The following is a 15,373-nucleotide window of genomic DNA, read 5'->3' on the forward strand; positions in this document are numbered from 1 at the left end:
AGGGGACGGTGGTGACACGCACTGCGGAGCGGACCGGGCCGGACGTCGACCACTGGACTGCCGTGGTGGCGGGGGCCGATTCCCGGCCCCTCCCACCACCGGTCGGCGGGTGCGGTGCCGTCGAGGTCGTACCGGACGCCCACGTCCCGGGCCTCGAGGCGGTCGGGCCGGCCCTCGCCCGCCTCGCCGGGGCGTGCGAGCTGCCGGTGCGGGCGTTCCTGGTGGCGGCGCACCTGCGGGTGCTGGGGTCGGTCACGTCGGCCGCGGAGGTGGTGACCGCCGTCGCCGTCGCACCGGAACACCTCGTGCCGGTCCGGATCGACCTCCGCGGGCGCACCTGGGCCGAGGTGGCCCGGGAGGTGGTCCGGCTGGAACGGTGGGCCGCCGCGCAGTCCGTCGGCGATGCGCGCTTCGCGGGCCGGGCACCGCAACCGGTGCTCGACAGCCGGGTGGACGTCGCCGAGCACCCGGCCCGCCACGACAGCACGGCTGACTTCCCGCTGGTCGCCCGGTTCACCGTCGGTGCCGGTGGGGAAACCGTCGCGCTGGACGTCCACTGTGATCGGACCCGGGTGCACGCCGGGATCGCCGGCCGCCTGCCGGGCTACTACCGGACAGCGCTGGCCGCGATCGTGGCCGAGCCCCACGCGCTCGCCACCGCTGCCGACATCCGGGCCCCGGAAGAACGCGAGGCGGTGCGGGAGTGGGGGACCGGGCCGGTTCTCGAGGGAGCCGGCCCGGAACCGGTGCACGCCCAGTTCCGCCGTCAGGTGCGGCAGCGGCCGCACGGCGTCGCGGTGCTCGACGTCCGGGGCAGCCTGAGCTACGAGGAGCTCGGCCGGAGAGTCGACAGCCTGGCCCGCCGCCTCCGCGAGCACGGGGTGCTCCCGGGGCACCGCGTGGGGGTGCACGTCGACCGGGGTGCCGATCTCGTCGTCGGGTTGCTGGCCGTGCTGGCGGCGGGCGCGGCGTACGTGCCGCTGGATCCCGGATTCCCCGCGGCGCGGCTGCGGTTCATCGCCTCGGACGCCGACGTCGTCTGCCTCGTCACCGGGCCGGGCGTCGGTCCGGCGCCGATCGACGTTCCGCTCGTGCTCGTCGAGGATCGGGGCGCCGGTGACGGCGCGCCACCGGAAGACACGGCGACCGGCGCGGACGTCGCGTACGTGATGTACACGTCCGGATCGACCGGACGGCCCAAGGGCACGGTTCTCACGCACCGGAACCTGGCGAACTTCTTCCTGGGCATGGACCACGCGATCGGACTGTCCGAAGTGGACCGCGTGCTGGCCCAGACCAGTGTCGCGTTCGACATCTCGGTGCTCGAGCTCCTGTGGCCCCTGACCCGCGGCGCGACCACCGTGGTCTGCCCGGCGCGCTTGGTGGAGCGGCTCGCCCGCGGCGAGCACTCCATGGTGGAGCTCGTCCGCCGGTTCCGGCCCACGCTGGTCCAGGCCACCCCCTCGTTCTTCACGGCGGTGGTGTCCGAACCGGAGCTGCCGGCCGCGTTGGGCGGTGTCCGCGCCCTGCTGGTCGGCGGCGAACTCCTGCCGCGAGGACTCGCGCACGAGCTGGTCACGGCGGTGCCGGGAGCACGCGTGGTCAACATGTACGGCCCGACCGAGACGACCGTCTGGTCGTTGACCCACGACCTGCGGCCCGACGACGTCCGTGGGCAGCTCATCCCGGTCGGCCGCCCGATCTGCCGCACCACCACGAGAGTGGCCGACGGCCTGGGCAACGAAGCCTGCATCGGCGTTCCCGGCGAGTTGTGGATCGGCGGTGCCGGCGTGGCCCGCGGCTACTTCCGGCGGCCCGAACTCGACCGGGAACGGTTCGTGGCGGGCGCGGGCGGCCCGGAGGACCGCTACTACCGGACCGGCGACCACGTCCGGTGGCGCGAGGACGGTGTGCTCGAGTTCCTCGGGCGAACCGACCGGCAGGTGAAGCTGCGCGGCCACCGGGTGGAACTGGACGAGGTCGAAAACGTCCTCTCCGAACACCCGCGAGTCGAGGCGGCCGCGGTGGTCGTGGCGAACCACGCCACCCGTGGGGACGAACTGGTGGCCTTCGTCAGCTTCCGTCCGGAGAACGCCGAAGAACGGCTCGACTCCGGCTGGCGTGACGTGTGGAACGCGAGGTACCGGCCGGACCGCGCGGGAGCGTTCGCGGGCTGGACCGACAGCTACACGCGGGCGCCCATCCCGGACGGCGAGATGCGCGACTGGCTCGGTTCCACCGTCGAGCGGGTCCGGCGGCTGGCGCCGCGCCGCATCGTCGACGTCGGCGCGGGCAGCGGGCTGCTGCTGCGGGAGCTCGATCGCGACTGGGACCACTACCTCGCGATCGACATCTCGAGCGAGGCGCTCGCGGCCGCCGAGGCGGCCGTCGGCACGTCGGCCGGAGCCGTCTTCCGCGAGGGTGACGCCCGCACCCTCGCGGAGCTGCCCGGTTCGTCGGCGGACCTCGTCGTGCTCAACTCGGTCATCCAGTACTTCCCCGGGCGCGGCTACCTGGCGGAAGTCATCGCCGAGGCCGTCCGGGTGGCCGGTCCCGCGGGCGCGGTGTTCGTCGGGGACGTGCGGGACGTGCGTCTCCTCCGGCACTTCCACGCCGACGTCCAGGTGCGGCGGAGCCCGCGCCTCATGCCCGCGGCCGAACTCAGGACGCTCGTCGGCCACCACGTGCGCGCCGAGGACGAACTGTGCGTAGCGCCCGGGTTCTTCCACGAGCTGCCGGCCCGCCGAGGGGGCTTCGCCGTCCGGATCGAGTGCCGCGCCGACCGGGCCTGGACCGAGATGTCCCGGTTCCGCTGGGACGTGACCTTGTTCGGGCCCCGGCACCCGGCCTTTCCCGCGCCCGAGGCCGGCCTGCCGGTCGCCGGCTGGCCGCAACCGGACGGGCGGGCCCTCGACGTCGTCGCCGCCTTTGCGGATCGGGCCCGCGCCGGAGGCGGCCTCAAGGTGACCGACGTGCCCAATGCGCGGCTGGTCCGGCCGCAGGCGGCGCTGCGGGCGCTCGACGACGCGGAGCCGGAGGCCACGGCCTGGGACCTCGCCCGGTCGGTGTGGATGGCGGACCCGGGGCACGCCGTCGACCCCGCGGTCGTCCACCGCATCGCCCGGGAGCGGGACCTCGACGTCCACGTCCGTCCGGCCGGGTCCGGGGACCCCACCCGGCTCGACCTCACCTTCCGATGACCGCCCGAGACGGGGACAGCATGGACGAACTGGTGGCCGCGAACGACCCGGGGCGGACGAGGCGGCTGGCGGCGCTGCGCGATGACGTCCACCGGCACGCCCGGGAGCGGCTCGGCCCCGTCATGGCGCCCGCGCGCATCGTGGTGGTCGACGAACTGCCCAAACTCCCGAACGGGAAGGTCGACCGCGCGCAGCTGAGCGCGGCCGGCCCCGAGGGGACGACGGCCGGCGCACCGCCCGGAAGCCCCGCCGCCACGCCCGCCGAGGCCGCGGTCTGTTCCTTGTGGGCCGACGTCCTGGGGTTGGCGTACATCGACGTCGAGGCCGATTTCTTCCAGCTCGGGGGCACCTCGCTCACCGCGGTCCGGATGGCGGCCCGGTGGACCGCGGCCGGTGGCGCCCCGTTCGACATGGCGCGGTTCCTGGCCGATCCGACCGTCCGGCAGCTGGCGCGGCTCGCCGGCCGGGCTCCCCGGCCCGCGGAAGCCGGTGGCGCCGACCCGGTCCCGGTGGCGGCGGCCGAGCTGGCCCGGCTGGCCGTGCTCCCCGCCGATGTCCGGCCGGACGGCTCCGCCCGGCCGGCCGGTCCGTCGGGCACCCGGGTGCTGCTGACCGGAACGGCGTCGTGCGTCGAACCCTTCGTCGTCCGGAAGTTCCTGGATCGGCCCGGCACGACCCTGCACGTGGTCGTCGCGGCACCGGACGTCGAGAGCGCTTCCGAGCGCCTCCACGCCGAGATGGCGGCACACGGGCTGTGGCGTGCCGAGGACGCGGAGAGGCTGACCGCCGTCCCCGGCGACTTGACGCAGCCCTACCTGGGGCTGCGGCCGGAGACGTACCGCCGGCTCGAGCGCGTGATCGACCAGGTCGTGCACGTGGGTGACTGCTTCGGCCCCCTGTCGTCGTTGCCGCAGCTGACGCCGGGCAACGTCCTCGGGACCCGGGAAGTGCTGCGGTTCGCCGCGTCGGAGGTGGTCAAGACCGTCCATTTCGTCTCGGTCCTCGGCGCCGGCCGCCCGGACCCCGCGGCGGGTGGGCTCCGGCAGAGCAAGTGGGTGGGCGAGCGGTTCGTGCGCCAGGCCGCCGCCCGCGGCATCCCGACGCGCACGTACCGGCTCGGTCAGGTGGTCGCGGCCCGGAACGGCACGGTCGCCGACGAGTTCCTGGCGGCGATGGTGCGGACCTGCGTTTCCCTGCGCGTGGCCCCGGACCTCGACCTGGCGTTCCCGGTGGCCTCGGCGGAACACGTGGCGGACACCCTGGTGGCCGGTGCGCTGGACGAGAACGGGCGGGGTCGTGCCGAACGCGTCGTCGCGGACCAAGCCGTGTCCTGGCGGGAGATCGTGTCCGGCATCCGGTCCATCGGCCGCGCCGTGCAGGTCGTCGGGTACGGACAATGGCGGCGAACGCTGCTGGAGTCGGCCGAAACCCACGCACTGACCCCGTTCCTGCCCCTCGTTCGCCGGGACGGGTTGTGTCCTTCGCTCGGTTATGCGGCCGGGGCGGACTACGTCGCCTCGGCGCTGGCGGAGCGCACCTCGGAGGTCGACGCCGCGGCCCGCGAGCTGCTGCGCACGTGTCCCGCGCGGTTCGACGACCTCCGGACCGCCGGTTCGGACCTCGTCGTGCGCGAACACCGGACGCGGGTTCCCCTCGACCATGCGGCGCCGGACGGCCCCACGATCGAGATTTACGCCCAAGAGGTCGTCGCCGCGGAGCGGGCCCACGACGATCTGCCGTGGTTGTTGTTCCTCCAGGGCGGCCCCGGTGCACCGTGCCCGGCACCGGAGGCCGCGGGCGGCTGGCTGACCACCGCGCTCGAGGGCCACCGCGTCCTGCTGCTCGACCAACGCGGCGGCGGGCGCAGCACCCCCGTCACGGAGCGGACCGCGGCGAACCGCAGTCCCGCGGAGCTCGCCGCCTACCTGCGTCACTTCCGCGCGGACAGCGTCGTCGCGGACGCGGAGATCCTGCGGGGAAAGCTGGCCGGCGGCCGGCCGTGGTCGATCCTCGGGCAGAGCTACGGCGGGTTCATCGCGCTGACGTACTTGTCGCTGGCGCCCGGGGGACTGAGCGCCGCGTTCGTCTCGGGTGGTGTTCCCGGCATCGAGGCGTCCGTCGACGAGGTGTACGACCACACCTACGCCGAGCTGGTGCGGAAGAACGCCGCGTACTACGCGGAATACCCCGGGGACGCCGTCGAAATCCGGCGCCTGGCCGCGTATCTGGACGAAAACGACGTCCGGCTGCCCGGTGGCGACCGGCTGACCAGCCGCCGGTTGCGCCTGCTCGGCCGCAACCTCGGGATGAGCCACGGGTTCGAGCGCGTCCACGACATCGTCCGCCGAGCGTGGGACGGCGACGGGATTTCCGACTCCTTCCGCCGGGCTGTCGTGGCCGAAACCGGCTTCGTCGACATGCAGCTGTACGCGCTCCAGGAGTTCATCTACGCGGGGCCGGGCCGGCCAACGGGCTGGGCCGCGCACCGCGCGCTCGCGAAGCTGCCGGAATTCGGCGCCGGCGCGGATCCGTTGCTCCTGATCGGCGAGATGATCTACCCGTGGATGTTCGAGGAGTTCGGCGAACTCCGCCCCTTCGCGGAGGCCGCCGATCTGCTGGCCGGAGCGGCGGATTTCCCCGCCCTCTACGACCTCGACCGGTTGGCCGCCAACGAGGTGCCGCTGGTCGCGCTGGTGTACGACGGCGACCTCTACACCCCGGTGGAATTGCAGTTGCGCACGACCGAAAAGGTGGGGAACACACAGGTGCTGGCGACCGGCGAATTCCACCACAACGGCCTCATGAGAAACGCCACCCTGCTGGAACGGTTGCTGGCGATGGCGAACCACGTTCAGCCGAACGAGATCCCGGAGGCTTGAATGTCGGGTGACAGCCGTGCCGGTATGGTGAGAACAGTTTCCCGACGGCCGAATTCCGTGCCTGCCCCCGAAACCGAACGATCGAGGTGCTGACCATGCCGACGAAAGCGCGAGGCAAGTGACCGACGACGAGCCGAAGCGTTCGACGACACCCGGCCCCCTGCGCCACACCGGATTCCGGTGGTTCTTCCTGGGGCGCGTCGTCTCGCTCGCGGGCAGCTCCATGGCACCGGTGGCGCTCGCCTTCGCCGTGCTGGACGCGACGCACAGCGCGGGCGCGCTGGGCCTGATCCTGGCCGCGCGCAGCGTGCCGATGCTGCTGTTCCTGCTCGTCGGCGGCGTCGTCGCGGACCGGTTCTCGCGCAGAACGGTCCTGCTGGTGTCGAACTCCGGCGCGGCGTTGTCGCAGGGGCTCGCCGCCACCCTGTTCATCTCCGGGAACTTCCACCTCGCCGCGATCGTCGCCTTGGAGTTCGTGAACGGCACGCTGACGGCGTTCACTTCGCCCGCACTGCGGGGAATCGTCCCTCAGCTGGTCGACGCCGACCAGCGGCAGCGGGCCAATTCGCTGCTGGGTTCGTCGAAGAACCTCGTCTCGATCGTCGGCCCGTCGGTGGCGGGCGGGGTCGTGGTCGCCTTCGGCGGGGGCTGGGCGATGGGCATCGACGCCGTCAGCTACCTGATCGCGGCGTTCTGCCTGGCCAAGGTGCGCATGCCGGAGCCGGTCACGAAGGCTTCGCAGGCGTTCTTCCGTGAACTGCGCGACGGGTGGACCGCATTCCGCTCGATGACCTGGGTCTGCGCCGTCGTGCTGGCTTTCGCGGCCACCAACTGCATTTACGTCGGTGTCTGGAGCGTGCTCGGGCCGACGATCGCCAGCACGTCCGTCGGCGCGGTGTTCTGGGGGATCGTGCTCAGCGCCCGGGCCGCGGGCATGCTGGTGGCGACCGCGGCGATGTACCGCGTCAACCGAGCGCGGTCCCTGGCGTGGGGACTGCTGTGCTACGCCGCGGGCGCGCTCCCCATGATCGTCCTCGGCCTGCACGGGAGTGCGGCGTTGCTGATCGGTGTCGCGTTCGTCGCGGGCGTCGGCCTCGGCATCATGGCGATCACGTGGGAGACCTCGCTGCAGGACCACGTGCCGAACGAGCTGCTTTCGAGGATCGCGGCGTACGACGACCTCGTCTCGTACGCCGCGATCCCCATCGGCCAGCTCAGCGTCGCCCCCCTCGCCGGCGCGTTCGGCGAAACGCAGGCCATGGTGGTGGGCGGCGTGTTGTTCGGTCTCATCGCCACCGCGCCGATTCTTTCCAAAGCCGTCCGGCACCCGCGGGGACCGGTACCGGCCACGCGGTGGTGACCTGCCCGTCCCCGACGACCTGCGCCGCACAGCGCAGCGGAACTCCGGTGCGCTCACGCACGTCGGATGCTTCGTCAGGACTTGCGGGGTGAGACGGTCATGATGCCCGTGCACATCTCGTCGCTGGTGCCGTCGCCCCACACGACGTAGCGTGGCGGGAGCTTTTTCAGCTGTGGCAGCTGTTTGCGCAGCCCCGCATCGTGCGTGCACGTCACCCGCAGCGTGTCGCCCGGGCCGATGTCCACCGGCGACGGCAGCTTCACCAGCCGCTGGTTGTCGAAGTCGAACTGCGGTACGTCCAGCACGACCTCGGCGTTCGGCGTGCCGGGGTTGAGCTCGACCTTGATGGCGCGCCCGAGCAGGTGCATGTGGCCGAAACCGGCGAACAACGTCATCGGCGACGGCACCTTGTGGTCGCAGGTCTGGGTGTTGCCGGGCTTCGGCGCGCTTTGGCCGCACTCCGCCAGCTGCTGGTCCGCGGTGCCGCCGACCTCCGCCCCGAACCGCTTCGTCACGTCCGCGATCGAGGCCGCCCGGTCACAGAGCGGGCCCGGCTCGTCGGCGGCGCAGGGCAGGTCGGTCGGCGCGTCGAGCGGCAAGGTGTCGAATTCCCGGGTCTGCGGCGTGCCGTCCGTCAGCCGCAGCCGCACCGCCGAGCGGTCCGGCCCGGCCGGCTTGCCCTCGGTCGCGAGCAGGTTGTAGTGCATCTGGAGGATGATCAGGGTGCCCGGCTCCAGCTTGAAGCCGGCGTCCTGGTCGAACAGCGTCTCCGAGGCACCCGGCGCCCAGGTGTCCACCCACGCCGCTTCCCCCTTCTCCACTTCGGCGCCGTCGACGCCGGTCCCGCCGAAACACTGCCAGCCGAGGCCGGGGGACTACGCGTCCTGCGCACGCACCGCGGCAGCGCCGCTCGGCGGCACCGCGTACACGATGGCGTGGTGCGCGAGGGCGGCGTTTTCCGGCGTGACCTGGGTCCCGGTCAGGAACGCCGTCTTGGTCAGGCCCGGATCGATCACCTGGCACCGGTATTCGTCCGTACCGCCCCCCTCCGGCGGCGCGGGGGTGTAGGCCTCGGCCATCTTCAGGTCGACGAACCGCTCGCCGGCCCGCAGCGGCTGCGGCGGAGCCGCCGGCTGACCCGCGTGCGCACCGTGCGCGCCGACGACGGGCGGCGCCGCACCGTTGCCGGCGTTCGCCCCGCAGGCGACGACAGCGAACGCCATCGCCAGTGCCGTGGCGCCCGCCCCGAACCTCCGCAGTGGACTGTCAGGTTTCGTCATAGCCTGAAAGCTAGGCCCGCTCCTGCCCCGTTTCGTCGTACTGCGGTCGTCATCGCCGGGAGGGAGGTGGTACCACGGTACTTCTCTCCGGAGCACCGATCCAGCTGCCCTACTGGAGCGGAGGCCGGTTGGCAAGCGTGCTGTTCGTCTCCTTCGAGCTGTGTAACGGCTGTGTGAGGTTCCGCCGATGCAGGGTGCGGGGTGAGGGAAGATTCCCCACCCCGGGCAGTCCGCGCAGTGCGCGCCGGCTGCCGGCACCACCCGCGGCGGCAGCTCTGCCCGCGGGGTCGATTGGGGGCAACCGCGGCGGAGTGCCGGGTTGCCAGGGGAGGAACTGGCCGTGCTGCGATTGTCGCGCCCTGTCCAACTGGTTCGTTGGGTCAGAGCCGTTGTGCTCGCGCTCACGATGACCTTGCTCGCCGGCGGCGTGGCGGCGGTCGCCGCGCCGGCGCACCGGCCGGCGCCGGTCGACCCCCGTGACGTTGGGCTGCTGTCCTCCGCGTCACGGGCGCCGGTCGCGCCGCAGGCGCCGTCGAAGGCGGATTTCGCCACGCAGAGCCGGCTCGACGGCGGCGCCGGGACGCACTTCGACCCGCAGCGCTCGACGCCGGTGGCGCGGACGATGTTCACCACCGAGTACGTCAACCCCGATGGCACCCGTTCGGTGCGGCAGTCGAACCAGCCGCTGAACGTCCAGGACGAGCAGGGGCGGTGGCAGCCGGTCCAGACCACGCTCGCGACCGACCCGGCGACCAAGCGCGCCGACGCCGACCACCACCCGCTGAGCCCGTCGCTGGCGACCAAGGCCGACGACGCCGCGGTGCTGCGGGTCGAGTCCGGCGGCCACACCGCAGGGCTCACCCTCGACCAGGCGGCCCCGGCCGCGGCCGCGGTGAAGGGTGACTCGGTCAGCTACTCCGACGTCGCCGCGGGCACGGACCTGGACTACGAGGTCACCCCGGGCGCGGTGAAGGAGTCCATCAAGCTCAAGCGGCCGCCGTCGGATGGGCGGTCGTCGTGGAAGTTCAAGCTGACCACCGGTGATCTGACGCCGAAGCTGGACGGCGACGGCTCGGTCACCCTGGCCGACAAGTCCGGTGCGGCGAAGTTCGTGCTGCCGCCGATCGAGACGTGGGATTCCGCGGGCGGCGGGGTGACGGCGCCGGCGATGACTGGCGGCACCTACGCCCTGGAAAAGGCCGGCGCGGACTGGTGGCTGACGGTCGCGGTCGACCCGAACTGGCTGCGCGACCCCAAGCGGGTGTACCCGGTGGTCGTCGACCCGACCGTGACGTTCGGGGTCCAGTACTCCTTCGCCTACCGTTCGGACGGCACGAACTGCACGAACTGCGGTCTGCGGATCGGCAACAGCCAGGCCAAGGGGGACACCTACAACCGGTCGGTGGCGCACTTCGACTATGCGCCGTTGTGGGGCAAGACCGTGGTCGGCGCGACCGTGGACGTCACCCGCAACACGAGTGTGGTCGGGTCGGTGAAGACCTGGAACGCGAACCTGTACCACGCGTCGAACAACGACTTCAACGGTGTCGGCCCGTTCTTGGCCAGTGCGCTGGTGGGGGACGTGGGTTCGTTCTCCAGCCAGGCCTTCACGGACTTCCTGCGAGCGCGCGTCAACGCGCGTGACAGCAACGTCTCGTTCATGCTGATCGGTGCCGAGAACGCAGGCACGTGGACGTACAAGAACCTCAACGCCACCCTGACGGTGGACACCGGTTCCCCGGCTCCGGCGACGACGCTGGTGGGCCCGGCGGACGGCACGGTGTCGACGTCGCTGACGCCGACGCTGTCGGTCGCTCCCGTCACCGACCCGGACGGCGATGCGGTGAAGTACTGCTTCCGCATTGCCACCGGTGCGGACGGCAAGTCCGGTGTCGTGGTGGAGTCCGGCTGCCTGACGACTCCGACGTGGACGGTGCCGGCGGGGGTGTTGCAGGACGGGGTCGCCTACACGTGGCAGGCGATGACCTACAGCGGCGCCACCACGATCACCCCGACGTGGATCGGGCATCTGAAGATCGACCAGCGGATCGGCGACCACGGTCCGTCTCCGGTGGACACCGCGGGTCCCATCACGGTCAATCTGGCCAACGGCAACGTATCGACCAGTGAGCAGACGCCGTCGTTCACCACGGTCGGCGGCAACGCCGGCCTGAGCTTCACGTACAACTCGCAGCAGGTGGAGAACAAGGGGCTCAAGGCGTCCTACTTCTCCGACCTGAGCCACAACGGGATCATCAACGACGCGCAGCAGCCGGTGCTGGTGCGTACCGAGCCGCAGGTCAACGTCGACTGGGGCACCGACTCGCCGTTCGCTCCGGCGCTGCCCGCGGACTGGTTCGTCGCTCGCTGGGAGGGTTTCTTCCAGGCTCCGGTGACCGGGACGTACCAGTTCGCCGGGGTGCACGACGACGGTGGCACCGTGTGGATCAACGGCGCCAAGGTCTACGAGGTCAACAACGCGAGCGACCTGAACTGGACGCAGTCGACGAATGTGTCGCTGACCGCGGGGCAGCGGGTGCCGATCAAGGTGGAGAACGCCGAGGCGATGGGCGCGGCGAAGATGCGGTTGTTCGTCCGCACCGCCGACAACACCACCGTCGCCCCGCAGATCGTCCCCGCCGACTGGTTGTTCACCTCGGACCTGCCGGTGCTGCCGCAGGGCTGGAGGCTCTCGGCGGACCTGGACGGTGACGGCTCGAGCTACACCGAAGCCAAGGTCACCGACCAGAACGTCGTCCTGACCGACGCCACCGGTGCCAAGCACACCTGGACCAAGAAGAGCACCGGCGGCTACACCCCGCCGCAGGACGAAGACGGCTTCCTGGGCCTCGATGCCGCCGGGAAGATCACGTTGACCGACGGCGGCGACGTGTTCGTCTTCCGCGCCGACGGCAAGCTCGAAAGCCAGACCGCGAGCACCGATTCGAAGAAGCCCGCCGCGCTGCAGTACATCTACGACGGCACGCCGTCGCGGCTGCGGGAGATCAAGGACCCGGTCTCCGGCCGGTCGCACGTGCTGCACTACAACCGTCCCGGTGACGACTGCTACGGCGGTGTCACCCCGCCGGCGGGGTCGGTGGCGCTGCCGCCGTCGCAGATGCTGTGCCGCATCACCTACTGGGACGGGACCGAAACCCGCCTGTGGTACGTCGGGGGCAGTCTGCTCGGCCGAATCGAGGACCCGGGCTCGGAGATCACCGACTACGGCTACAACGCCGCGGGCCTGCTCAACGGCCAGCGAGGCAGCCTGGCCAACGACTGGATCGCCGCGGACCCGGCGACCCGCTCCACCGACCAGGGCTACCAGGCCACCACCGTCCTCACCTACGACACCGGCGCCAAGCCGAAGGCCACCAACGTCAGCTTGGCGGTCGCCACGGTCGGCAAGCCCCGCGAGGCCACCGGCTACCGCTACGACCCGGCCAACCGCACGACCTACGTGGACACCGCGGGGCTTTCGCCCGCCGTCGGGTTCTCCGGCAAGGTGACCTACGACGAGGCCGACCGGGCACTGTCCACAACGGACAGCGCAGGCCGCGTCTCGACGCAGGAGTGGGGACCCAAGGACCTGCCGCTGGCCACCACGGACCCGGCGGGCCGCAAGGCCACCACGGTGTACGACTACGCCGACCGCCCGGTCGACTCCTACGGCCCGGCGCCCGCGTCCTGCTTCACCGGGCAGCTGCCCAGCGGCACCTGCCCCGGCGGCATGGCCCACGGCCACAACGGCTACGACGAGGGCATCAACGGCCTGGCCGTGTCGTGGTACGACAACGACAAGCTGTCCGGCTCGCCGAAGGTCTTCACGACCGGGCTCGGCACAGCCGACGGTTCGTTCGTGAAGAACTGGAACAGCGACGCACCCGCCACCGATCTGCCCGCGGACCACTTCTCGCTGCGCGCCACCGGGGACATCGCCTTCCCGGCGGCCGGCGACTACACCCTGCGGCTGCTGGCCGACGACGGGGTGCGGGTCTGGGTCGACGACCAGCTGGTCATCGACGACTGGATCAACACGACGCCGAAGTGGCGCCAAGGCGTCGTGCACGCCGACACGGCCGGGCAGGCCAAGCGGATCCGCGTCGACTACTACGAATTCGACCTGACCGCCCAGCTGGAGCTGCACTGGACCACGCCGTCGGGCACCCAGCAGCCGGTGCCCGGTACGCAGCTGCGACCGCGCTACGGGCTGAAGACGTCGACGACGGCGTCGGAATCCGACGGTGTCGCGGACAAGACCGGCACGACCAAGTTCGGCGAGAACGGCCTCGACCCCGTCTACGGCGTGGCGACCTCCGGTCTGGCCAACCCGACCGGGCTGAAGGTCGCGGGCTCGGTTTCGTACGAGCCGCCGGGCACGGGCTACCTGCGCCGGACCGGCAAGACCATGGCCACCGGCGCCCGCACCACCTACGCCTACTACGGCGGCAACGAAAGCCGCAGCAACCCGTGCGATCCGGGCAGTGCCGCGGTCAACCAGGGCGGCCTGGCCAAGCTGACCACTTCGACGGCGCCCGCGGCGGGCCCGGCGCGGGTCGACGAGCAGGTCTACGACGCGTCGGGGCGGGTGGTCGCCGAGGCGACCGGCGGCGACTGGACGTGCACCACCTACGACAGCCGTGACCGGCCGGTGCGGGAGAAGGTGCCCGCGAGCCAGGACGCTCCGGCGCGGACGGTGACGCACGACTACGCGGTCGGCGGCGACCCGCTCACGGCGTCGGTCAGCGACGACAAGGGCACCGTCACCACGGTCAGCGACCTGCTCGGCCGCGTTGTGGCCTACACCGACGTCAACGGTGTGCGCACCAGCACGAGCTACGACCAGGTCGGCCGGGTGGCGTCGTCGACGGTGACACCGCCGGACCCGGCGGACCCGCCGCGCACGGTGTCGTTCACCTACGACGACGCCGGGCGGGTGCTCACCCAGAAGCTCAATGACCAGGTTGTCGCGACGGTCGGTTACGACAACGCGGGCGAACTCGCCTCGGTCACCTACGGCAACGGCACGTCGCTCGCGTCGATCACCAAGGACAACGGTGCCCGGCTGCTCTCGCTGGGGTGGAAGACCAGTGACGGCAAGGACGTCGTGTCGAAGGTCGGCCGCACGGCCGCGGGCACGATCGTCGACGAGTCCCTCGCCGGCACGGACGCCCGCCCGAACGCGCCGAACTACGTCTACGACGGCGTCGGCCGGCTGACCGAGGCGTACGTGGCCGGGCACCACTACACCTACGACTTCACGTCGGCGGCGTCGGCGACGTGCCCGGCGGGCACCCAGGCGAACGCCGGGCTGAACGGCAACCGGATGCGGCTGCTGGACGAAACCGCCGCCGGTACGGCGGAAACCCGGTACTGCTACGACGCGGCGGACCGGCTGTTGTCCACCGAGGGCGCCACCGCGTTGTCCGGGTTCACCTACGACGCGGACGGCAACACCAAGGGCTGGACCGCGGCCGGCGGCAGCACGACGACGCTGGCGTGGGACGGGTCCGACCGCAACATCGGTGCCCGGACCACCGGGGCGGCTCCGGCGGACATCGCCTACACGCGGGACGCCACCAACCGCATCGTCCGGCGTGACCCGCGCGACTGCGACAACAACACCGTCGTGCGCTACGGCTACACCGGCGACGGGGACAGCGCGGATCTCACGCTGAACGCCGACGGCCGGCTCACCACGCTGACGCTGACGCTGCCGGGCGGGGTGCTGTACACGTCGAAGGTGGGTTCGGACGGCGCGTTCACCCCGTCGTTCGACCACCCGTCGGTGCGCGGCGACCTGGTGCTGTCCACCGACGCGGCCGGCCACCAGGCCGGCGAGCTGCGCACGTTCGACCCGTACGGCCAGCCACTGGCCGCCTCGGGCGCGGTCGACACCCAGAACGTGCCGGACAACTCGCCGGGCTCGATGGACTACGGCTGGCTCGGCGAGCACCAGCGGGCCTACGAGCACACCGGCGGCCTGTCGCTGGTCCAGATGGGGGCCCGGCCGTACAGCCCGCTGCTCGGCCGGTTCCTTTCGGTCGACCCGGTCGAAGGTGGCTCGGCGAACGACTACGACTACGTGGCCGGCGACCCGATCAACGCCACCGACCTCGACGGCAACTCGTGGTTCAGCTCGATCGTCTCGGTGGTCACCAAGGTGGCCGAGGTCGTCTCCAACCTGCCGGGGCCGATCGGGGCGGTCGCCAGCGGCGTCGCCGCGGTCGGCAACGCCATCCAGGGCAACTGGGGCGCGGCCATCATGTACGGCTTGGGCGCGATCACGGCCGGCGTCGGAGCACTGGCCGTGGGCGCGTACAAGGCGGCGAAGTTCGTCGCCAAGGTCGCACCCAAGGTCAACTACGCGGCGAAGGCGCGGGTCGGCAAGTGGATGGCCAAGACGATGAACGGGACGAAGCACCGCGTGGAGATCGCCCATTCCCGCGGGTGGACGAAATACGACCTGGCGGGTAAGGCACACTACGAGAAGACGGTGAAGAAGTGGATTCCGACACCGCACAAGTTCACGCAGTCGCACAACCACCGCGCGCCGAGCGGGCGGGGGAAGAACGGGCCGGTTTCGAGCATGCGGTGGCGCGACCTCGCCCGGGTCTACCGGCACCTGCGGTGACGACCACGACGAAGTCAGGG

At 71.7% G+C, this 15,373-nt stretch carries 6 protein-coding genes; 4 read left to right on the forward strand and 2 right to left on the reverse strand.

Annotation, left to right across the window (positions count from 1 at the left end; translation table 11 throughout):
* Positions 1–11: 11 nt before the first annotated feature.
* The 3 genes from ACWEGE_RS34900 (at position 12) to ACWEGE_RS34910 (ending at position 7,439) form a co-directional block, all read left to right on the forward strand.
* A complete protein-coding gene (locus ACWEGE_RS34900) occupies positions 12–3,200 on the forward strand; it encodes an amino acid adenylation domain-containing protein (protein WP_449664738.1) in 3,189 nt (1,062 codons plus the stop codon).
* 20 nt (positions 3,201–3,220) lie between these two features.
* Complete coding sequence (locus tag ACWEGE_RS34905) at positions 3,221–6,079, forward strand: alpha/beta fold hydrolase (RefSeq protein ID WP_449664739.1); 2,859 nt, start codon at positions 3,221–3,223, stop codon at positions 6,077–6,079.
* A gap of 118 nt (positions 6,080–6,197) precedes the next feature.
* Positions 6,198–7,439: an MFS transporter gene (locus ACWEGE_RS34910; RefSeq protein WP_449664740.1), complete on the forward strand. Its 1,242-nt coding sequence runs from the start codon at positions 6,198–6,200 to the stop codon at positions 7,437–7,439.
* A gap of 74 nt (positions 7,440–7,513) precedes the next feature.
* On the opposite strand, the gene ACWEGE_RS34915 is transcribed toward ACWEGE_RS34910, so the two are convergent.
* Positions 7,514–8,260 carry a monooxygenase gene (locus ACWEGE_RS34915; protein WP_449664741.1) on the reverse strand — a complete coding sequence of 249 codons (747 nt, stop codon included), beginning with the start codon at positions 8,258–8,260 and terminating at the stop codon, positions 7,514–7,516.
* Between the two features lie 54 nt (positions 8,261–8,314).
* Entirely contained in the window at positions 8,315–8,719 is a 405-nt protein-coding gene (locus ACWEGE_RS34920) for a hypothetical protein (RefSeq protein WP_449664742.1), read from the reverse strand.
* Positions 8,720–9,125: 406 nt separating this feature from the next.
* On the opposite strand from ACWEGE_RS34920, the gene ACWEGE_RS34925 reads away from it, so the two are divergent.
* Entirely contained in the window at positions 9,126–15,353 is a 6,228-nt protein-coding gene (locus ACWEGE_RS34925; RefSeq protein ID WP_449664743.1) for a PA14 domain-containing protein, read from the forward strand.
* Positions 15,354–15,373: the final 20 nt, after the last annotated feature.

Source organism: Amycolatopsis sp. NPDC004747 (genome assembly GCF_053601335.1).